This window comes from Streptomyces sp. NPDC030809 (assembly GCF_055572195.1).
The window spans coordinates 108,586-129,005 of record NZ_JBVIDV010000021.1 but is presented as its reverse complement, the minus strand read 5'-3'; the positions used below and the strand labels follow the sequence as shown (position 1 = coordinate 129,005).

The window sequence follows — 20,420 nt, the reverse complement described above, 5'->3', positions numbered from 1 at the left end:
ACGCCGTGGCGAGGAGTCTCGGCAGCGGCGGCCGTACAACGACGGCCGCGGTAGCGGTTGGAGGACCCGATGCTCTCGAAAGCCCTGTTGCGCCTGGGCGCAAGCGCCGCCCGTCATCCCTGGCGGGTGATCGCGGCCTGGCTGGCCGCCGCCACGCTTGCCGTCCTCGCCGCGATCGCCCTCGGCGGGCGGACCGCGGACTCGATGACCGCTCCGGGACTGGACTCCCAACGGGCAGCGGAACTGATCGAGCGGGCCGGCACCGGCCAGGAGGGGATGACCGCCCAAGTGGTCGTCACCCCGCTCGACGGCGGTGCGACGTTCTTCGACCAGGGCAGCGCGCGCACCGCTCTCACGCGGCTGCAGACGGAGGTGCAGCGGCTGCCGCACGTGCTCGGCACGAGCGACCCGGCGGGGGCACTCGGTGCGGGCCGGGACACCGCCGTGCGCGGCGGCCTCGTCTCGGCCGACGGGCGGATCGCGGTCGTCCGGGTGCAGTACCCCGACCAGAGCCGGCTGTCGGCCGAAGACCTCCACGCCCTCGTCGATCTCGGGGGCCGGCTGCGCGCCGAGCTTCCGCTGCGCATCGAGATGGGCGGGAACCTCTTCTACGCCTTCTCCGACCCCGACGGCGGCGCGAGCGAGCTGATCGGCCTCCTCGCCGCGGCCGCGATCCTGTTCCTGGCGTTCGGCTCGCTCGTCGCCGCCGCACTGCCGATCGGCATGGCGGTCTTCGGGCTGACCGTCGGGGTGGCCACGATGACGGTACTGGCGGGGGTGACGGACGTCCCGACCTTCGCCCCCGTCCTGGGCAGCATGGTCGGGCTCGGAGTGGGCATCGACTACGCGCTGTTCGTGCTCGCCAGGCACCGGGAGTACCTCGCGGGCGGGCTCGATCCCCGCGAGGCGGCGGGGCGGGCGGTGGCCACGGCGGGCAGGCCCGTGGTCTTCGCCGGCGGCGTGGTCGTCGTGTCGATCCTCGGCCTGGCGGTCGCGAACGTGCCGTTCATGACGGTGGGCGGGCTCGCCGTCTCGATCGTGGTGCTGACCATGGTGCTCGCGTCGGTGACGCTGCTGCCGGCCTTCCTCGGCGCGGCGGGCCCGCGGCTGGGCCGGGCCGGACGAATCGGTGGGATCCAACGGATTGGCCGGATGGGATGGATGGGACGGATCGGCCGGATGGGACGGATCGGCCGGACCGGTTGGAGCGGCCGGGCGGTGCAGACCGGGCAGCCGGGCCGACGCGTACGGAGGCGGGACGCGGAGGCGGGCACCGCTCCCGCCGCCGGTTGGCGTCGCTGGATCGGGCACGTCAGCCGTCACCCGGTGCTGTACGCGGTCGGCGCGGCGGGGCTGCTGCTGACCGCGACGCTGCCCGTGCTCGGGCTGCGCGTCGGCCTGCCCGACGACGGCTCAATGCCCCCCAGCCGCACCGAGCGCCGGGCGTACGACCTCGTCGCCGAGGGGTTCGGCCCGGGCACCAACGGTCCCCTCGTCATCGCCGCGGACCCCGCCGGTGATCCCGGAGTTGTGGACCGACTCGTCGGGGCGGTCGCGGCTGATCCGGGCATCGCATCCGTCGCGCCGACGCACATCGACCGGGCCACCGGCATTGCCACCCTCGTGGTGTTCCCGACCACCAGCCCTCAGGACAAGGCCACCGCCGACACGATCGCCCGGCTGCGCACCGACGTACTGCCCGCGGCGATCGGGCCCGGCCCGGCCAGGGCCCACGTCGGCGGCGCCGCGGCGAGCCTGTCCGATGTGGGACGGCGCACCAGCCAGCGCCTGCCGGTCCTCGTCGCCGCCGTGCTGGCGATGTCGTTCCTGCTGCTGATGCTGGTCTTCCGCTCGATACTCGTACCGCTCAAGGCGGTACTGCTGAACCTGCTGAGCATCGGCGCGTCCTACGGCATCATGGTCGCGGTCTTCCAGTGGGGCTGGGCCGGCGCACTCATCGGGCTGGAAGCGACGGTTCCGATCGTTTCGTTCATCCCGATGTTCCTCTTCGCCATCCTGTTCGGCCTGTCAATGGACTACGAGGTGTTCCTCCTGTCCCGCGTACGCGAGGAGTACGTGCGCACCGGCGACAACGGCACGGCGATCGTCGAGGGCGTCTCGGGCACCGCCCGGATCATCACCTCGGCCGCCCTCATCATGGTGGCGGTCTTCCTGTCCTTCGCCGTCGCCGAGGACCCCTCCACCAAGATGTTCGGACTCGGCCTGGCCACCGCGATCTTCATCGACGCCACGGTCGTACGCATGGTGCTGGTACCGGCGACCATGACACTCCTCGGCCCGGCCAACTGGTGGCTGCCGCAGTGGCTGGACCGGCTGCTTCCCCGCGGTCCGGTGGGCGCTGACGGCGCCGACGACGGCGACGACGGCGACGACGGCGAGGACGGCGAAGACGCCGACGACGGCGAGGACGGCGAGGACGGCGAGGACGGCGAGGACGGCGAGGACGGCGACGAAGCCGAGGCGGACGTGGAATCCGCGGGTGGGGCCCCGCGTCCACCGCTGGTCGGCCGTTGACCCGACTCCCGCCCGCCCTTCGGCTCGCCCCGGCGCCGTGTCCGGTGAGGCGCGCGCGTCAGGTCCCGAGGGCCGCGACGATGTCGTCCGTGCTGCGCACCCGGCCGAGCCTGGGGAAGATCTTGCCGAAGGTGTGGGCGTGGGAGTCGGCGTCCGTGTCCGTGGTGGCGTCCTCGGCGAACGTCAGGTCGTAGCTGTGCTCCCACGCGGAGCGCGCGGTGGATTCGACCCCGATGCTGGTGGAGATGCCCGCCAGCACGAGGTGGTTGATGCCGCGTCGGCGCAGCTGGAGGTCGAGCTCGGTCCCGGTGAAGGCGCCCCAGTGGCGCTTGGTGATGACGATGTCTCCGTCGGCGGCGAGACCGGGCGGGAAGGCCGAGTACTCGGCCGGGGGCGCGGCCGCCGGGCCGGGCCGGTCGGCGTGCCGGGTGGGCAGGTCGCCGCCGTCGGGGGACCAGGCGACTTTGACCAGGACGACGGGCAGGCCATGGGTACGGAAGGCGTCCGCGAGCCGGATGCCCTGCTTGAGGATCTGGTCGGAGGGGGTGACGGTGGGCAGGGCCAGGACGCCCTTCTGGAGGTCGATCAGGACCAGGGCGGTGTGTTCGTCGAGGCTGGGCTCGGGCATGCGTGACTCCTCGGTCGTCGGTCCCCCCGGCGGTCGTGGTGGTGCGCGATGGTGCGTGGTGGGGTGCTGTGGTGTGCTTTGGTGCCCCTGCCGGCGGTGGGCGGTGGCGCTGGGATCAGTCCTCGGCCAGACGCCGCAGCAGGGCGGCGGCCTCCGCGATGACCTGCTGTTCGGCCCCGGTGAGCCGTTCGGCCATCAGCTCGGCGAGCCGCCCGTGGCCCGCGGCCCGCCGGTCGCGGAGGTAGCCGCGGCCCTGGGCGGTCAAGTCGATGAACTGGCGCCGTCCGTCGGTCGGGTGCGCGGTGCGCTCCACGTACCCGTCGGCCTGCAGGGCGTTGACCGTGGCGATGACCGACTGCGGGCGGATGCGCTCCGCCTTGGCCAGGTCGGTGGCGGTCATGGGCCCCTCGCGGTCCAGGCGCTTGAGTACGGAGGTCTGCGACAGGGTCACCTCTCCGGACGCGGAGGCCGCGCGCATCTGCCGTACGAGCAGACTCACGGCCAGTTGCAGCTCCTCGGCCGTCTCGCGCAGGTTCCGGTCGGCAGTCATGCCATGACAATAACGGACAAACAGCCAAACTGACAAGCTTGCCTTGTTATAGGGGAAGAGCCGCCGCCCGCCGCCCGCCGCCAGAAGCAGTGCCTGCGTGCGGGGTCGGTCCGCTGCCGTCACCCGGCCGGGGCGTGCGGGCGTGCGCGCCGCGGAACGGAGTGCGAGGGTGAGGGCGCGAGCCGCGGTGGCTCCACCATGAGGACAGGACCTGGCCGGGCCCGTAGTCACCTCGGCCGGGTCCTGTCTCGGTATCCGGGCAGGGCGACCGCTCCGTGAGCGCCGGGGTCGGCTGCGGCGGGTGCTGACCGGACTCGGACCGGCGCCCTCCCGGGCAGCTCCCACGGCCGTGGAGATCACGTCGGCGGACAGCCCGCAGCAGCCGCCGCCGACCCGGCAGGCGCTCGTCCAAGCCGCCTGCGGGTGCCGGACGCGCATCAGCCTCGGCGGGAACAGCGGACCCGAGCGCCGGACCCGAGCGCCGGATCCGAGCGCCGGATCCGAGCGCCGGTTTCCGACTGCGGGGCCGCCGTGCTCCCCGGCACGGCTAAGGTGGCTCCTCGGCGATCGACGGGGGGCGACCGTGAACTGGGCCGCAGAGGCAGCGCTGACCGACTTCCAGCGGAACCTGATCGTCGCCCTCGCGGGCGCACTCGTCGGCGTGCTCGGCACGATGGCGATCGAGTACGTGAAAGCCCGCCGCGAGCCGACCAAGCGGCTCTCGTACGACGCGGAGACGCGGACGGCCATCGTCTCCGCGGACGAGCAGGTACGGCCCCGCCTCGGACTCACGTACGACGGCCGGTACGTCGAAGACCTCAGCTCCGTCGAGTTCACGGTGGAGAACACCGGCAACCGCGTCGTCCAGCAACAGCAGCTGCGGTTCCGGTTCGCCGACGGGACCCAGGTGCTCGACGCCGCCGCGACCTCCGCCCACGAGGCCGAGTGGGGCGTACAGCGACGCGCGGACCTCGAACACAGCGCCCGGGAGGCCGTCTTCGCCATCGGCCACCTGGAGCGCGGGCAGCGCGTGACCTTCCGGCTGCTCGCCTCCGGCCGCGACTCCGGCAGCTGGGAGGTCGTCCCGCACAACCCGCTCGGGGACGTCGACCTGCGCGAGCGCTCGGCCGCCCGGATGAAGGACGACCGGGAGCACATGCCCACCTTCTTCTGGCTGTCCTTCCTGCTGTTCACCGTCCCGCCGGTGTTCACCGCCTTCGGCTCCGTCGGCCGACTGGCCGCGGCGCTCGTGAGCGCGGGCTTCATCGCCGCAGTCGTCCCCCACCTCGCCCCCACGGCCCGGGCGCTGCGCGACGTACTGGTCAGGTCTCACCAGCCCGGAAACACCTACACGTTCAACGGCGAGGTACACGGCACCGCCCTCACCTTCGGAGACAGCGGCACCCTCAACTACACCTCCACCGGGGCCGATCCGGCCGGGTCCCCGCCCGATCCGGCGGACGCGCCCTGATGAGCTTCAATCCCCCGGACGTGCACCGCTGCCGTTGACTCCTTGCCGCAGGACACCGTCCCTCCGGACGGTCGGCTCACGCCGCGGGGGTCATGACACGGGGGCTATGACACGGGCTGGCGCAGCCCTCGGAGCGGGGCCGAGGCCAAGCCGGTGACGGCGGCGGCGCCGCCGAGGAGGGCGCACAGGGCGATCGCCGTCCTGACCCCGGCCGTGCTCGCGAGCCGGCCCAGTACGGTGTTCGCGATCACCAGGGCCATGCTCTGGACGAGGGTCAGCAGCGAATGGATCCGGGACACGTGCGTGTCCGGGGCGCAGGCCAGCACCAGTGGGCCCACGTGGCAGGCGAACATGCCGGAGCCTGCACCGACGACCACGGCTGCGGTCACGGCTGCGGCCGGGGCGGGCGACGCCGCGAGTCCGGCCAGTCCGACCGTGGCGAGCGCCAGGCCCAGGCCCGTGCCCCTGCCGATCCGGCGCATGGAACCCAGGCGGGAAGCCAGGAGTGCGGCCAGGAGGGTTCCGGCGCCCTGCCCTGCGGCGACCAGGCCCGCCGGTCCCGGTCCCCAGTCGTTGGAGCGGGCCAGCAACGGGCCGAGCAGGGCGACCGCGGGCAGCAGTCCCGCCGCGGCCGCTGCCGTCAGCAGCAACGCGGTGCGCAGTACGGGATTCCGCACCGCGAGTCCCACACCGTCGGCGATCCCGGCAACCAGCCTCTGCGGGCGCAGGGAGCGCTCCGCCTCGGCCGCCGGCCGCACCCACAGCATCACGGCCAGGACCGCGACGAAGGTGCCCGCGTCGACCAGGGCCGTACCGCTCAGGCCCGCCGTCGTCACCAGCACCGCTCCCACCGGGGCGCCGAGCAGTGCGGCCACCTGGCCGCCGGCCTGCTGCAGGGCCACCGCCCGGGGCAGTTGCTCCCTGCTGACCAGGCGGCGGGGCATGGATCCCGTCGCGGGGAGGTAGAACGCGTCGATGCTCCCGAGCGCCACGGCGAACCCGAGCAGCATCCAGGGCTGCGTCCCCCGGATCCCGGTCGCCGCGGCCAGCGCGAGTACGGCTGCGAGCATCGCCACATCGCCGATGATCATCATGCGGCGGGCGCCGAAGCGGTCTCCTGCCGCCCCGCCGAGCAGCAGGAGCAGGGTCCGCGGCAGGGTGATCGCCGTCAGCACCAGAGCAGCCGTCTGGCCGCCGTGGGCACTGGCAGCCCAGCCGAGGGCGAAGGCGAGGGCTGCGTCCCCGACCAGTGAGACTCGGGTCCCGGCGAGCCAGAACAGGTACGAGCGGGGGAGAGGTATGCGGGAGCGACCGGAGACGGCGGATCGCGTGGTGCCAAGTGATGCCATGACCGCCGACCGTAGGGCCCTCAACCTGGTCGAGGGCTAGTGACGGACCATCAGTCCCTGCCGGGAAACAACGCTCCTGCTCGCCGGCCGGCGTCAATCCAGGAGGAACCCGATGAGCCGGCCGACCAGGTACTGCACGCGGTGCCGGTTTCCGCAGAACCGTTTCGGGGTCCACCAGCGGGGCTGGTCACGCAGCCGACCGCACAGCTTGCACGGTAGTGGATCAAGCTCGATCTCGATGGCCCTCATGCCGCCACTCCAGGATGGTCCGAGCAACTCTTCCGTTCCGGCTCCCGCCCCCCGGCCCCGGTCATCCCGGCCCCCCCGGGTCGTCAGGTCAACCGCTCTTCCTGCGGTCGTACAGCATCGTCGAAAGCGGTATCGCCAGGCCGATCCAGAAGAGGATGGCGGGCACGTCGCGTTCGGTCCACGGGATCTGGGAGATCAGGAGGGCGCAGAGCATCGTGCACGCAGCCTGGCCCAGGACGACGGGGGCCCACGTGCCGCGGCGTACGAGGGAGCGGATGTTGAGCTGCACGCCGGTGCGCATCCGGCGGTAGCGCAGCAGCGCGCCGAAGCCCCAGACCGCGGCCATGATCGTCAGCACCCAGAGCCGGTTGCCGAGCGGTACGGGCAGCTCCCGCAGGACCGGGTCCTTGGACGTGGCGAAGAGGTCGATCATCGCTCCCGCCGCTGCCAGGCAGACCAGCGCGAGCCAGCGCGTTCCCCGCAGCAGGCGGAACGTGGCCTGGTCGAGGCCGGTGCGCAGCATCGGGGACTGCGGTGCGCCCGCCAGGCCTGCCGAGTAGATCTCCGCCGCCCGGGCGGCCGGGACGTCCGGACCGCCGGCCATCGCGTCGGTGTACATGGCCTGTGCCGTCTTGTTGGACGGGTCGAGGCGCAGCCATTCGACCAGGGCCTGCTTCGCGATGTCCTGCCGCTGCGTGCGTACGGCCGTGAAACACACCGCCTGGTGCGCGTCGGGCTCCTCCGGGGCGAGGCGCAGCGCCTCGCAGGCCGCCTCGTACGCCCGTTCGTGGTCGGCGGGCGGGGCCGTCGCATGGGCGACGAGCACCTGGGCCAGCGCGAAGTGCGGGGACCACACGTCCGGCGCCCTGCGGACGGCCTCCTCGGCCGCCGCCCGGGCCTCGGGCTGCCGGCCCAGGCGCAGCAGCACCCGGGACAGCAGGATCAGCCCGCCGACGTGCCCGGGCGTGATCCGGAGCATCTCGGTCGCCGCCCGCTCCGCGAGCTCGTACTCGCCGAGCTCCTCGTGGGCGACGGCGAGCAGCTGCCAGGCCCACTCGTCGTCCGGCTCCTCCGCGAGGTGCGGTGCCAGCTCGGTTTTGGACTCCTCGTACCGCCCCGCCGCCTGCAGTGCGCCCGCGCGCCCCAGTACCGGGTTGCCGTTCACAGCTTCCGCCTCTTCTTCAGGTACGTCACGAGGTCGTCGTACATACCGCCCTCGTTGGCGAACATCGCCACGTTCCGCGCCGCCGCGAACCAGGGTTCGGTCGAGGGGACCACCGATTTCGCCGCGCCGAGCAGGTCCTTCATCCCGATCATGCGGACCTGGCCGGTACGGACCGAGTCGAGCAGCGCACTCTCGGCCGCCGACTCGCACACATGGGCCAGGTCCGCGCCCGAGAGGCCGTCCGTCGCCTTGACGAGACGTCCCAAATCGATTGCCTCGATGGGGCGTTCGCGCAGGTGGTAGCGGAGGATCGCCTCGCGGGCGGTGGCGTCGGGCGGCAGGACGAGGAGGGTGCGGTCGAGCCGTCCCGGGCGCCGCAGCGCGATGTCCACGTCCCAGGGGACGTTGGTGGCGGCGAGGACGAACACGCCTTCGTTGGCTGCGGAGTCGATTCCGTCGAGCTCGGTGAGGAGCTGGTTGACGGTGTTGCGCATGCCGCTGTGGTGCGTACGGCTGCGCTTGGCGCCGAGCGCGTCCAGTTCGTCGAGGAAGACGACGCAGGGCGCCTGGCGGCGGGCGGTCTCGAAGACCTCGTGCATGTTGCGCTCGGAGTTGCCGATCCACATGTCGAGGACGTCGTTGACGGACACGGACAGGAAGTTCGCCCCGAGCTCGCCGGCGACGGCGCGGGCGATGAAGGTCTTGCCGCAGCCGGGCGGACCGTAGAGGAGGAGCCCGCCGCGCAGGCTCTTGCCGTACAGCTTGCGCAGTTCGGGGTTGCGCATCGGCGCGAGGAACGCGGCTTCGAGGCGGTCCTTGACCTCCTGCATGCCGCCGACGTCCGCGAGCCGTACGACGCCGGGGGCGGACACCTCCCAGGCGTCGGCGTCTCCGGGGTCGCCGCTCCCGTCGACGCTGAGCGGGGGCTCGACGAAGCGGGGCTCGACGATGCCGTCGACTTCCTGCTCGGCCGCCTGCCAGTCGAAGGCGGGGGCGGGGGCGGGGGACGGGCCTTGGGGGGTGACGGGCGGTGCCGGGAGTGGGGGTGCCGTTGGTCCGGCGGGGGCAACCGGTTCCGTGGGTTCAACCAGTTCCGTGGGTTCAACCGGTTCCGCGGGGGGAACCGGTGCCGCGGGTTCAACCGGTTCTGCGGGGGCAACCTGTGCCACGGGCGCCGCCTGCACACCCATCGCCCGCACCATCAACTCCCGCACCGCCGCGTCCCCCGGCGCATGCTGCAAGGCCACCGCGGCCTCGGCCACGGCAGCGTCGTGCAGCCCCGCGGACAGCAGCAGCTCCGCGAGGTGCAGCCGCAGAGGCACGTCCCCGGGTGCAGCGGCCACCGCTGTGCGAAGGCTCTGTATCAGAGGGGATTCAGGGGCAGGAGACTCTTCCGGCATGATCCATGTTTACGCGGGACCGCCGACGAGAGTCCAATCGGGGTGTTGTGCGGTGGATCACGAAGCCGGCGGGGCAGCTCGCAGCCCTCCGCGCCGCCCATGAGGTCGGCGGCCCTGAGGAGGAGTACGGCCGAGGAGTCCGGCGCACCGGCTCGCGCACGGGACTGCGGCGGTCGCGCACGCGCGAGGGTCAGCGCAGGACCAGAGCGCCGGGCACCTGTTCCTCAAGGATCTCGACCAGCCAGTCGAAGACCGAGGGGCCCTTGCCGGCACGTGCCGCGGCGAGCTGCTCGGCCACCGCGGGGCGGTTCGTGTGGTGACAGCGCGCCAGGCGGATCTCCAGCTGACGGGCCGTCTCCGCATGCCCGAGGGCCTGCCGGGAGGAGGCGTGGTCGTGCCACTCGACTGCGAAGTCCCCGTCCTCCGGCGTACCGAATCCGCCTCTCAGACAGTCGTTGAAGGCGTCGAGGTTCCGTCCGAAGTAGCCGCCGGGGCCGTTGACCGCCTCGCCCATGACCAGCCAGAAGTCCTCCAGCGAGTGGATACGCCTGCCGTTCAGCACGTAGATCGTCGTCATACCGCGACGCTACGGGATGGCTTCAGGCCCGGAACAGCTCCCACTGCATCCGGTGGCGAAGGGTCAACCAGCGCTCCCCGAAAGGTCGTTCGAGCCTCCGGCTGCACCCGGGGCTCCGGAATTCGGTTGCCGCCGGGAACGCCGCATTCCTAAGGTCGTACGCACCGACGGCGTGTAGCTCAGCAGAAGAGCACCGGACTTGGGATCCGGAGGGCGCAGGGGCAGGACCTGCCACGCCGGCTCATGGACGAGATCGCTGACAAGCAGCCCTTCGCACCGCACCGGACGCCGCCGCCCGCACCGCAGGCCGCCGCGTCCCCGACCGGCGCCGCAGCCCCGACCGATGCCGCGTCCCCGACCTACGCCGCGGCCCAGCTCGCGCGGGCCCTGCGTACCGGCGCCACGCACCCGGACTCCGGTACGCGCCGCCGCGCCGAGAGCAGGATCCGGCAGTGGCGGGCCGTGCTGTCCGGCATGGCCGACGGCCGGCTCACCGTCGGCTCCCGCACCCCGGTCGCCGGCCTGCCCGCCTGGGTGACACCGGAAGTCGTACGCGGCGGCTTCGCCACCGGCACCCCCGCCGCGGGCGGGCCGCTCACCGCGTACGAGGAACAGGCCGCGCGGCGGGCCGGCGTGCCCGCGACCCGCGCCGCGCTGTTCGACCACGCGCTCACCGAGGACGGCCTCGCCCGCCTGTGGGAGCTGCTGGACAGCGGCCGCTACGAGGTGGCGCTGCCCGAGGAGGCCGCGCTGCTGACGGTGGCCTGGCTGGTCAGGGCCGGTGACTTCGAAGGGGCGGTGGCCCTGGTGACCGAACTCCGGCCGTTCGCGGACCGCCTCCGCTTCCTGCCCCGCCCGACGGACCGGCCGGCCGCCGACGCGACCGCCGTGCACCGCCGCACCGTCGGCGAGGTCGCCGTCGCGCTCCACAACCGGCAGCCCAAGGCCGCGATCGAGGCACAGCGCGAGGCGCTGACCGTGTGGCGCCCGTTCGAGGACGAACTCCTCGCCTTCTGGCTGCGGCACGGCACGGCTCCGTCGGCCCCGGCTTCCGGAACGGACCCCGACGGGCGGGAAAATGCAGCCCCGCCGGCGTTCCCCCGCACGGCCGAGGGCCCCGCCGCGCCGCCCCGCACGGCACGCGCCGGGGAAGCCGCCGCGCTCCTGCGCCGCTACCGCACCCTCGCCGACGCGCACCCGCTCTGCGGCAAGCACCGCAATCCCAAGTCCAACGCGGCCATCCTGCGCCGCGCCCTGGAGGAGACCGCCGCCGGCCGGCCGGTGCCGCCCCGGCTGGCCGGGCTGCTGCGGCACGCCGTCACCTCCATGGTGGCCAAGCGCGGCCGTCCCGGCTCCCCCGAACACACCGCACTGCGCCGCGAGCAGGTCCGGCAGGCCGCCCTGCCCTCCCACCACCGCATCGCCGCCCTGGTCGTACGCCGGCTCGGCGTGCTGGACCAGCTCACCGGCACCCCCGACGTCGAGTCCCCGGTCCTGCCGGTCACCGCCGCGGAGGCCGCCGCCACCGGACTGCCCGCCGGCACTCCCGTACCGCTCCGCCTGCAGCAGGTCGTGCGCGCGGCGCTCAGCGCTCCGCTGGAGACCCTGGTCGAGCGCGGACTCGTACCCTCCGCCGAGGTCCTCGCCGAACTTGTACCGCAGCTGGTGGCCGCCGCCACCGCCCAGCGCCACCCCGACCCCGCCCTGCGCACCCTGTCCGCCGCCACCTACCGGGCGTTCCGCAACCGCCGCTCCCTGCTCCTCCTGAACCTCGCCCACCAGGTCCGCGTGGACGAGCTGCCCTGGGTCGGTGCGCTCGCCGCCCACAGCACCGACCCGGACGCCGCCGCCCGGGCCAGGGCCGCGGCGGGGGCCACGCTGCGCCGGCTCGGCGAACTGGCGATCGGCACGTTCCCGGGGACCCTGCTGCCCAACTCCCTGGTGAGCGAACTGGCCCACCTCGCGCGCCAGGCGGAACTTCCGGCGCCGTTCGTGGAGGAACTCGCGGCCGACATCTTCACGGGCACGTTCACCCCGAAGTTCCTGACCGCCGCCCGCGTCGCCGCCGACCTGCTGGAAGGCAGCCTGTACGCGCGCTACTACGGGATCGACTGCGCGGCGGTGCGCAGCATGGCGGTGCTCCAGGCGGCCGAGGGCCTCGCCCGCGGCACAGGGGGCGCGGGCGCTCCCGGCTCCGGACGGCCCGCAGCCGGAGCCGCGTTCGCAACGATGTGCGCGGAGCGTGCCGAACGGGCCGCGGCGGGCGCCGTGTCCGCGGTCCCTGGCACATCCGCCACATCCGCCACATCCGCCGCCGCCCCCGCCGTCCCCGTCCGCTCCTGGTCGCCGGCCGCGAACGGCACCGTGATCGAGCAGGCGCAGATCCTCACCACCCACAACCTCGCCGTCCTCGTCCGGCACGCCGGGGTGGAACCGGCGGCGGGCTGGGAGCACCTGGCCCGGGCCGCCTTCACCACGACCTGCCGACTGGTCGCCCGCGCGCATGACCACCCGTACCCCTTGGCCACGGTGAAGGACGCGGCGTACGCATGGCGCCAGATGCTGTTCCACCTCTCGCTGTGCACCCCCGAACGCCAGGCGGCGCTGGTGGACTGGATCGCCGCGGAAGCCGCCCGCCAGCCCTGGCACACCGCGGCCCGCCTCGCCCCCGCCGTCGCGGGCCTGTGCATGGTCGCCTCCGGCGGCGCCTTCCTCCCGGACGGCACCGCCCTCGGCGGCCTCTCCCGCCGCTTCCTCGCCTGGACCACGACCGCCCACTGGCTCACCCGGCACCCGTGACCACCGACCTCCCGGCCGGGCCGCACCGCACCGCACCGCCCCTGGGGTCGGCTTTGCACGTGAATTGCACGGAGTGCCGCATCATGGACGCATGGTGATCGGGAGGCGGCTCGCCCGTGAAGGCCGGGCACACCGCCTCTCGCTGGTCTGTACGCCGGACACCCACGCACGGAAGGCTGGGCCATGCGGAAACTGATCTACGGCATGAACCTGACCCTGGACGGCTACATCGCCGCTGCCGGCGATGACATCGGCTGGAGCGGGCCACCGAGCCCCGAGCTGTTCGAGTGGTGGCTGGGCCACGAGCAGGCGAGCGGCCTGACCCTGTACGGGCGCAAGCTCTGGCAGACGATGAGCTCCTACTGGCCGACCGGCGACCAGCAGCCCGACGCCACCCCGGCGGAGATCGAGTTCGCGCGGAACTGGCGGGACACGCCGAAGGTCGTGTTCTCCTCCACGCTCGACGAGGTCGGCTGGAACGCCCGCCTGGTCACCGGCGACGCGATCGCCGAGATCACCCGGCTCAAGGCCGGGGACGGCGGCCCCATGCACATCGGCGGCGCAACGCTCGCCGGGGCCGCCGTGCGCGCCGGGCTGATCGACGAGTACGTGATCGCCACCCATCCGGTCCTGGTGGGCGGCGGCACGCCCTTCTTCCCGGCGCTGGACAGCTGGGTGAACCTGAACCTGCTGGAGACACGGACGATCCCCGGCGGCGTGGTCCTGACCAGGTACGAACCGAAGCGCTGAGCAGCTTCCCGCCGTCTCCCGCCCTGTTCAGCAGCCCGGGCACCCCGTTCAGCAGCCCGGGCGCTCCGTTCAACAGTGCGGGCGCTCCGTTCAGCAGCCCGGATCACGGGTCCCGGCGCGGATCAGGGCGTCGGCCAGTTCCACGGGGCGGCTCAGCGCAACGCAGTGGCCCGCGGCGATCTCGTCGGGGACGACCCCGAGACGCTCCCGCACGAGACGGCGCAGGAAGCCGGGAGGGAGGAAGCGGTCCTCGGTGCACAGCACGAACCCGGTCGGCACGGACGGCCAGGCATCCAGCGGCCAGGGCTGGGCCGACGCGGCGGGCGAGGGGTGGGCCCGTTCCCGGCCGATCGCCTCCGCAGCCAGTTCGCGGGGAACGTCGTGGTAGAACGCGACGTAAGGGTCGGAGCTCCCGGTACGTCCGCCGTCCCGCAGCGCCTGGCGCCGCACGGCCTCGGCGTACCCCGTGGCACCCCACCACTCGTCGGCCGACTCGCCGGGCGCAGGGACCATCCCGGCCACGAGCACCAGCGCCTCCACCGGTCTCCGGGCCGCCACCAGCGGCGCCGTGAACGCACCGAAGGACTGCCCCACGACCACCAGATCGCGCCGACCGCCGACCGCCCCCAGCACGGCATCGGCATAGTCGTCCAACGTCAGCGAGTCGTCGTCCCCGGGAAGATCGGGCGCCACCGACTCCCACCCGCGCGCCCGCAACTCCGCCTCGACCGCGTGCCAGTACCAGCCCCCGTCACCGGCGCCGTGGATGAGGACGAACATGCTCACCGGTTCAGTCCCACGACCGCAAGGGTACGGACAACGCGGTCGGAAAAGCCGCAACTGCCCCGGCCGGGACCCTGGATCGGCTTCCGCGTGAAGGCGAGCTGATCACTGCGAGGGTCGCCGAGGTGGATCTCCGGCGTCGGCGCGTGCTGCTGGGCCGGGTCCTCACGCGCGTGTGAGGACGTACGCGTAGGCGACCCCCTGGTACGGGAGGCTGCTGGGGCTGCTGGTCGGCGTGGTGACGCGGGAGGTGTCGCGATGGCCGGCCCCGCCCCTCCCGGGCCCCGCTCGTCAGCCCCGGTGCGGTGCGTCTGGGCTGCCGAGGAGTCTGTCCACGAGGAGGCGGGGGTAGCCCGTGGCCGGCAGGGGGATGCCGAAGATCGCCCGGATGTAGAAGGGGGCGACCAGCTGATCGAGGATGTCCTCCAGGGGCGGCGGGGTCTCACCCCGGGCCGCGGCCCGATCGCGGATCTGCTCGATGGAGCGGATGCGGTGCCGGAAGTGCTGGGCGCGTTCGGCCCGGGCCTGGGTGGTCCTCGGCATGGACAGGGCGGCGGCGCGTACGAGGGCGCGGCCCTCGGGCGTACCCATGCTGATCACGGTGGCTTCGGCCCAGGCGATGAGGTCACCGCGCAGGCTTCCGGTGTCGTGCAGGGGCCAGTCGCGCTCCAGGCGGGTGGCGACGGTGTCCCCGAGCAGCGCGTCGAGGCTTCCCCAACGCCGGTAGACGCTCGTGTGGTTGACGCCCGCGCGCTGCGCGATCGCGGGGATGGTGAGGTCCTCGCCCTCCGGGTCCGAGAGGAGGTCGACGACCGCTTGGTGGACGGCGGTGCGGACCTGCTCGGGACTCCTGCGGATCCGCGCGGCCGGCTGTTGCTTCCCAGTCACACCACCATCATAAGCACAGATATTTGCTTACGGCCGAGCGAGGCCCTACAGTCGTCGGCGTAAGCACAAATCTGTGCTTGTGGAGCCGGTGGGAGGAAACTGCCATGCATCAGCTGCTGTTCCCGAACAACACCCAGTTCTGGTACGAGACCCTGCGCTCGCTGAGTCACATCGCCTACGGCGGCGCCGACTTCGGCGAGGTCGTCTCCACCGCGTCCCGGATCACCGAGGGCGACTACGGCAGCTGGTACACGGAGTGGTTCGCCACCGCCTGCCGGGTGTCGGCGGAGGCCGAGAAGGCCCTGGCGGCCGGTCACCGGGTCAGCGCCCGCGACGGGTTCCTGCGCGCTTCGAACTACTACCGTTCGGCGGAGTTCTTCCTGCACGGCAAGGACTGCGACCCGCGCCACGACCACGCGTACGACCGCTCCGTGGAGTGCTTCCGGGCCGCCGCCGCGCTCTACCGCACCCCGCGCATCGAGCCGGTCGAGATCCCGTACGAGGACACCACCCTGCCCGGATACCTCTACCGGGCCGACGGCACCGGCACCGGCACCGGCACCGGCACCGGCACCGGCACCGGCGCCGCCGCCGGCGCCCCCCGCCCGACGCTGATCATGCACAACGGCTTCGACGGTACCGCGGAGGAGATGCACTTCTTCGGCGCGATGGCCGCCGTCGAACGGGGCTACACCGTCCTCGTCTTCGACGGCCCCGGCATGCCCGGCCCGCGCCACCACCAGGGCCTGGTCTTCCGGCCCGACTGGGAGAACGTCATCACCCCCGTCATCGACTTCGCAGAGACGCTCCCGGAGGTCGACAGCAGCCGCATCGCCCTGCTCGGCCTGAGCATGGGAGGAGTGCTGGCCCCGCGGGCCGCCGCGTACGAGCACCGGCTGGCCGCGCTGATCGCCGTCGACGGCCTCTACGACCTCGGGCAGGTGTCCGTCCGTGCCATCGGCGGCGACCGCGCGGAGGCCGAACGCCTCCTGCGGGCGAAGACCGCCCCGGAACTCGACGCCGCCCTCGAACGGATCATGGCCGAGGACCCGATCGCCCGCTGGGCACTCCACCACGGCATGTACGTCATGGGCGTCGACACCCCCCGCGCCTTCTGCGCCTCCTACCTCGACTACACGCTCGCCGACGGGATCGCCGAACAGATCCAGTGCCCCACCCTCGTCTGCGAGGCCGCGGAGGACGAGTTCTTCCAGGGTCAGCCCGAGCAGCTCTACGCACACCTCACCTGCCCCAGGACCCTCATGCTCTTCACCGCCGAGGAAGGCGCGGGCGCCCACTGCCACGCGGGCGCCATACGCCACGCCACAGCCCGCATCTACGACTGGCTCGACGACACCCTCACCGACCCCGCCGCCGGCACCCGCCCCTGAGTGCGGCAGCGGCCGGTGCGGGCGGCCCGGCCGCGACAGCCGCGTCGCGGCCCCGGCGGGCTCCCTGCGCCCACACCGGACCACCCTCGCGGACACCGCGGCACGGTGCCCTGCGCCGCGGACGCGGTCGGCTCGTGAGCGCCGCGGTCACCGTGTGTGGTGGGGGGTTCCAGCCACTCGGCGGGGGTGTCTCCGACGATCGTCGGATGGCCCGCGGAGGACATGGGCTTCCAGGCTGGTGGCATGACAGAGCGTGTGCAGGAGCCGGGGCGCTCTGGGGAGTTCCTCGGCACGGCGCTCGTGGCGAGCGGCCGCTGCCTCGCTGTCACGGCCCGGTTCGGACCGAAGCCCGCCGCTGCTGACGCGCTGCGCGGGAGACCACGTACGAAAGGAATCCTGTGAACCCCGCATCCGCCCCGGAGGCGACGGGTGGCGAGTCCCTGCGCGTCCGCGAGACGCTCAAGGCGCTGTACGGGTACGTCCGCCCGCACCGGTGGGCCGTCGTACTCGGTCTGCTGTTGGCGTTGGTGGGGGCGGCCGGGGGGCTGCTCCAGCCGCTGGCCACGAAGGCGCTGGTCGACCGGCTCTCGTCCGGTGGCACGCTCGCCGCCGTCCTGCTGGCCCTGACCGTGCTGGTGTTGCTGAGCACGGTGGCCGAGGCGTTCGGCGCCTATGTGCTGGAGCGGACGGCCGAGTCGGTCGTCCTGGCCGCCCGCCGCAGCCTGATCGGCCGGCTGCTGCGGCTGCGGCTCTCGGCGGTGGACCGGATGCAGCCGGGTGATCTGATGTCTCGGGTGACCTCGGACACCACGCTGCTGCGGGCGGTCAGCACCCAGGCGGTGGTCAACGCCGCGACCGGCGCGCTCACGTTGGTCGCGGCGGTCGTGGTGATGGCCTTCCTCGATGTCGTCCTGCTCGGCGTCACGCTCGGTGTTGTCGTGGTCGTCGGCGCGGGCGCCGCCTTGGTGCTGCCGAAGATCGGGCAGGCCGCCGACCGCTCCCAGGCGGCGGTCGCGGAGATGTCCACCGGCCTGGAGCGGGTCTTCGGCGCGTTCCGCACGGTGAAGGCGTCCGGCGCCGAGCAGCGGGAGACCGCCCGCGTCGAGGCGTCGGCCCGGCGGGCGTGGCGGCACGGCGTGCACGGCGCGAAGTGGGAGGCCCTGCTGGGAACGGCGGACAACCTCGCCGTCGAGCTGGCGTTCCTCGCGGTGCTCGCGGCCGGTGGGGCGCGGGTGGCGTCGGGGGACATCCCCGTCTCCACGCTCATCGCCTTTCTGCTGTACCTGTTCTACCTGACCGAGCCGGTGTACAAGCTGGTCGAGGCCGCCTCCGCGTACCAGGAGGGCGCGGCCGCGATCTCCCGCATCAAGGAGGCGGACGGCCTGGCGGTGGAGCCGCCGGCCGAACGGGAGCCGGTGCGGCCCGAGCTGACGGCAACCGTACGGCGCCCGGCGCCGGTCCGCTTCGAGGACGTGTCCTTCCGCTACGGGCCCGGGCTGCCGTACATCCACCAGAAGGTGGATTTCGAGGTGCCGGGCGCAGGGATGACGGCCTTCGTGGGCCCCTCGGGCGCGGGCAAGTCGACGGTCTTCTCGCTCATCGAGCGGTTCTACGAGACGACCGGCGGGCGCATCCTGGTCGACGGCCGGGACATTCGGCAGTGGCCGCTGTCCGAGCTGCGGTCCGCCATCGGGTACGTCGAGCAGGACGCTCCGGTGCTGGCCGGCACCCTGCGGGAGAACCTGGTCTTCAGTGCGCCCGGCGCGACGGACGACGACATCCGCGCCGTCCTCGCCCGGACCCGCCTCGACACCCTCGTCGAGCGTCTCCCGCACGGCCTGGACACCCCGGTCGGGCACCGCGGATCGAAGCTGTCCGGCGGCGAACGCCAGCGCGTTGCGATCGCCCGCGCGCTGCTGCGCAAGCCCAGGCTGCTTCTCCTGGACGAGGCGACCTCGCAGCTCGACGCCGTCAACGAGCTGGCGCTGCGGGAGGTCATCGCCGAGACGGCGCGCGAGACCACCGTCCTGGTGGTGGCCCACCGCCTGTCCACGGTGACGGACGCCGACCGCATCGTCCTCATGGACGCCGGCACGGTCCGCGCGATCGGCACCCACGAGGAGTTGGCGGCCAGGGACGAGCTGTACGCACAGCTCGCCACGACCCGGCTCCTGACCCCGGCGGGGCGCCCCGCCGGGTGAGAGGAGCGCCCCGGCGCTGCCCCCCCGCCGCACGGCGGGGGGCAGCGCTTCCGGGCCGCGGGCGGCACCGGACTGCGGTCGGATACGGCGGACTGCGCGCGGCGTGAGGCCCGGGCCGGCGTCGCATCACCAGGCGCTCTGCTCCTCGGCGCGCCGGCCGCCACCGGACACGCTCGGCGCGGCCGGGGTGCGACCTGGCCGGTCCGGCTGTTCAGCGGATCTTCTCCGGGCCGGCTGCGGAGGCGGAGCCGGGGGCGGTGAGCAGGTGGGCGAGGGGAGTGGAGGCGAGGCCGTGGAGCAGGACGCTGGCGAGCACCGTGATGGTCATGGCGTACAGGGCGGTGTCCGCGGCGGGGCCGTCGGGGAGGGCGTTGAAGGCGAGCAGGCCGAACACGATCGACGTGGTGCCGCGCGGGCCGAGGGCTCCGATCAAGAACCGTTCCCGCCGGGTGAAGTCCGAGCCGAGGAAGGCCAGCAGGACCGGTGCGATGCGTACGACGGTGAGCGCGGCGAGGCAGAGCAGCACGGTCGGTGCGTGGAGGCCGTCGCTCAGGGCGAGCACGGCGGCGTTTCCGAAGAAGAACCACATGCACATGGTCATGAGGGAGCTGGTGTCCTCGACGAGACGGAAGTCCGTGGGGTCGGGGACATGGCCTTCGTGTCGCCGGGCCGGGGTCTGGCGGACGTACCGGAAGGCGATGCCGCAGACGAACGCGGCGACGAAGCCGTTGCCGCCGGCCGCCACCGTCACGGTGTAGACGAGCAGCGGTGTGACCAGGACGAGGACGCGGCGGGACTGTCCGGTCATCCACTGCCGGCGATCGGCCGTGATCATCAGCCATGCGAGCAGGGAACCGAGGGCCAGACCCACGACCAGGGCCTTCGCGGCGAACGGAACGGCCGTGCCCAGTGCCTGCAGCGGGGTGTGCGCCTGTGAGGTGGAGCCCGCCAGGATGAGGGCGAAGAGGAAGACGGGCGAGATGATGCCGTCGTTGTAGCCGCTCTCCACGTTGAGGACGTCGCGGACGCGTGCCGCGATGCGGGTGTCCCGTACCAGGGTCTCGGCCGGGGCGAAGTCGGTGGGGACGATGATGCACGCGATGATCAGGAGGATCACCGCGGGCAGGTCGGGGAGCAGCAGCGTGCCGAGCAGGACGACGGCGGCCAGGCTCAGGGGCAGCGCCACCAGCAGGGTGCGGGCGGCTGCGCCGGGGTGGTTGCCGAAGAGCCGGCCGCCCGGCAGTTCGGTGGCGTCGACGAACAGCAGGACGGCCAGGATGACCTCGGCCACGTGCTGGGCGATCTCGGAGTTGAGCGTGACTGCGATCTGGCTGTGGGTGAACACCCCGGTGAAGACGCCCGCGAGGACCAGCACCACGGGGGCTCTGACGTGCCCTCGCTCAAGCCTTCGGGCGCAGAGCGCCCATCCGGCGGTCACGGCGGTGATCACGATGAGGACGAAGGTCATGTGGATTCCGGTTCCGGGGCGACAACACGTAGCGGAGGGGCCGGTCCCTGCCGCGCGAGGAGCCCGCACCCACGGGGTTCGTGGGCCCGCGCGGCGCCGCCGATTCCGACCCTGAAGATCCAGCGTCGGTGGCCGGTGGCGTCCGGGCCTCCTGGCCGAGCTGCCCGAGGCCTGTTTCAGCCGTTCGGCGGGGCGCCGGACCGGACGGTGGATGTG

At 73.1% G+C, this 20,420-nt stretch carries 15 protein-coding genes and 1 tRNA gene; 7 read left to right on the top strand and 9 right to left on the bottom strand.

The window, feature by feature from the left end:
* The first annotated feature begins 69 nt into the window (after positions 1-69).
* The gene (locus ACZ407_RS26040; RefSeq protein ID WP_468132263.1) at positions 70-2,535 is read left to right on the top strand and encodes an MMPL family transporter; all 2,466 of its coding nucleotides are present in this window, start codon (positions 70-72) and stop codon (positions 2,533-2,535) included.
* A 58-nt stretch (positions 2,536-2,593) separates the two neighbouring features.
* Here the strand turns inward: ACZ407_RS26040 and ACZ407_RS26035 are convergent, their stop codons facing one another.
* The gene (locus tag ACZ407_RS26035) at positions 2,594-3,163 is read right to left on the bottom strand and encodes a hydrolase (RefSeq protein ID WP_468132261.1); all 570 of its coding nucleotides are present in this window, start codon (positions 3,161-3,163) and stop codon (positions 2,594-2,596) included.
* 115 nt (positions 3,164-3,278) lie between these two features.
* Complete coding sequence (locus ACZ407_RS26030; RefSeq protein WP_468132259.1) at positions 3,279-3,713, bottom strand: MarR family winged helix-turn-helix transcriptional regulator; 435 nt, start codon at positions 3,711-3,713, stop codon at positions 3,279-3,281.
* Between the two features lie 583 nt (positions 3,714-4,296).
* Here ACZ407_RS26030 and ACZ407_RS26025 point away from each other — a divergent pair.
* The gene (locus tag ACZ407_RS26025; protein WP_468132257.1) at positions 4,297-5,184 is read left to right on the top strand and encodes a hypothetical protein; all 888 of its coding nucleotides are present in this window, start codon (positions 4,297-4,299) and stop codon (positions 5,182-5,184) included.
* 104 nt (positions 5,185-5,288) lie between these two features.
* On the opposite strand, the gene ACZ407_RS26020 is transcribed toward ACZ407_RS26025, so the two are convergent.
* From ACZ407_RS26020 to ACZ407_RS26005, 4 genes are all read right to left on the bottom strand, one after another.
* Entirely contained in the window at positions 5,289-6,533 is a 1,245-nt protein-coding gene (locus ACZ407_RS26020; RefSeq protein ID WP_468132255.1) for an MFS transporter, read from the bottom strand.
* Positions 6,534-6,870: 337 nt separating this feature from the next.
* Positions 6,871-7,947 carry a hypothetical protein gene (locus ACZ407_RS26015; protein ID WP_468132253.1) on the bottom strand — a complete coding sequence of 359 codons (1,077 nt, stop codon included), beginning with the start codon at positions 7,945-7,947 and terminating at the stop codon, positions 6,871-6,873.
* On the bottom strand, positions 7,944-9,347 hold the full coding sequence (locus ACZ407_RS26010) for an ATP-binding protein (protein WP_468132251.1): 1,404 nt from the start codon (positions 9,345-9,347) through the stop codon (positions 7,944-7,946). Before ACZ407_RS26010 ends, ACZ407_RS26015 begins: the two co-directional genes overlap by 4 nt.
* A gap of 190 nt (positions 9,348-9,537) precedes the next feature.
* Entirely contained in the window at positions 9,538-9,924 is a 387-nt protein-coding gene (locus ACZ407_RS26005) for a barstar family protein (protein ID WP_468132249.1), read from the bottom strand.
* A gap of 168 nt (positions 9,925-10,092) precedes the next feature.
* Here ACZ407_RS26005 and ACZ407_RS26000 point away from each other — a divergent pair.
* The 3 genes from ACZ407_RS26000 to ACZ407_RS25990 all read left to right on the top strand — a co-directional run bounded on the left by ACZ407_RS26000 (position 10,093) and on the right by ACZ407_RS25990 (position 13,473).
* Positions 10,093-10,164, top strand: a tRNA-Pro gene (locus ACZ407_RS26000).
* Between the two features lie 3 nt (positions 10,165-10,167).
* Positions 10,168-12,723 carry a hypothetical protein gene (locus ACZ407_RS25995; RefSeq protein WP_468132247.1) on the top strand — a complete coding sequence of 852 codons (2,556 nt, stop codon included), beginning with the start codon at positions 10,168-10,170 and terminating at the stop codon, positions 12,721-12,723.
* 183 nt (positions 12,724-12,906) lie between these two features.
* On the top strand, positions 12,907-13,473 hold the full coding sequence (locus ACZ407_RS25990) for a dihydrofolate reductase family protein (protein ID WP_468132245.1): 567 nt from the start codon (positions 12,907-12,909) through the stop codon (positions 13,471-13,473).
* Between the two features lie 90 nt (positions 13,474-13,563).
* Here ACZ407_RS25990 and ACZ407_RS25985 read toward each other — a convergent pair whose 3' ends face one another.
* Together ACZ407_RS25985 and ACZ407_RS25980 are read right to left on the bottom strand one after the other, a co-directional pair.
* Positions 13,564-14,253: an alpha/beta fold hydrolase gene (locus ACZ407_RS25985; protein WP_468132344.1), complete on the bottom strand. Its 690-nt coding sequence runs from the start codon at positions 14,251-14,253 to the stop codon at positions 13,564-13,566.
* 294 nt (positions 14,254-14,547) lie between these two features.
* On the bottom strand, positions 14,548-15,144 hold the full coding sequence (locus ACZ407_RS25980) for a TetR/AcrR family transcriptional regulator (RefSeq protein ID WP_468132243.1): 597 nt from the start codon (positions 15,142-15,144) through the stop codon (positions 14,548-14,550).
* A gap of 104 nt (positions 15,145-15,248) precedes the next feature.
* Between ACZ407_RS25980 and ACZ407_RS25975 the strand changes: the two genes are divergently transcribed.
* Both ACZ407_RS25975 and ACZ407_RS25970 read left to right on the top strand, forming a co-directional pair.
* Positions 15,249-16,535, top strand: coding sequence for an alpha/beta hydrolase family protein (locus tag ACZ407_RS25975; RefSeq protein ID WP_468132241.1), 1,287 nt, complete (start codon positions 15,249-15,251; stop codon positions 16,533-16,535).
* A 398-nt stretch (positions 16,536-16,933) separates the two neighbouring features.
* Positions 16,934-18,736, top strand: coding sequence for an ABC transporter ATP-binding protein (locus tag ACZ407_RS25970; RefSeq protein WP_468132239.1), 1,803 nt, complete (start codon positions 16,934-16,936; stop codon positions 18,734-18,736).
* Between the two features lie 211 nt (positions 18,737-18,947).
* Here ACZ407_RS25970 and ACZ407_RS25965 read toward each other — a convergent pair whose 3' ends face one another.
* Positions 18,948-20,204 (bottom strand): cation:proton antiporter domain-containing protein, encoded by a 1,257-nt coding sequence (locus ACZ407_RS25965; protein ID WP_468132237.1) that lies wholly within the window; start codon positions 20,202-20,204, stop codon positions 18,948-18,950.
* Positions 20,205-20,420 lie beyond the last annotated feature (216 nt).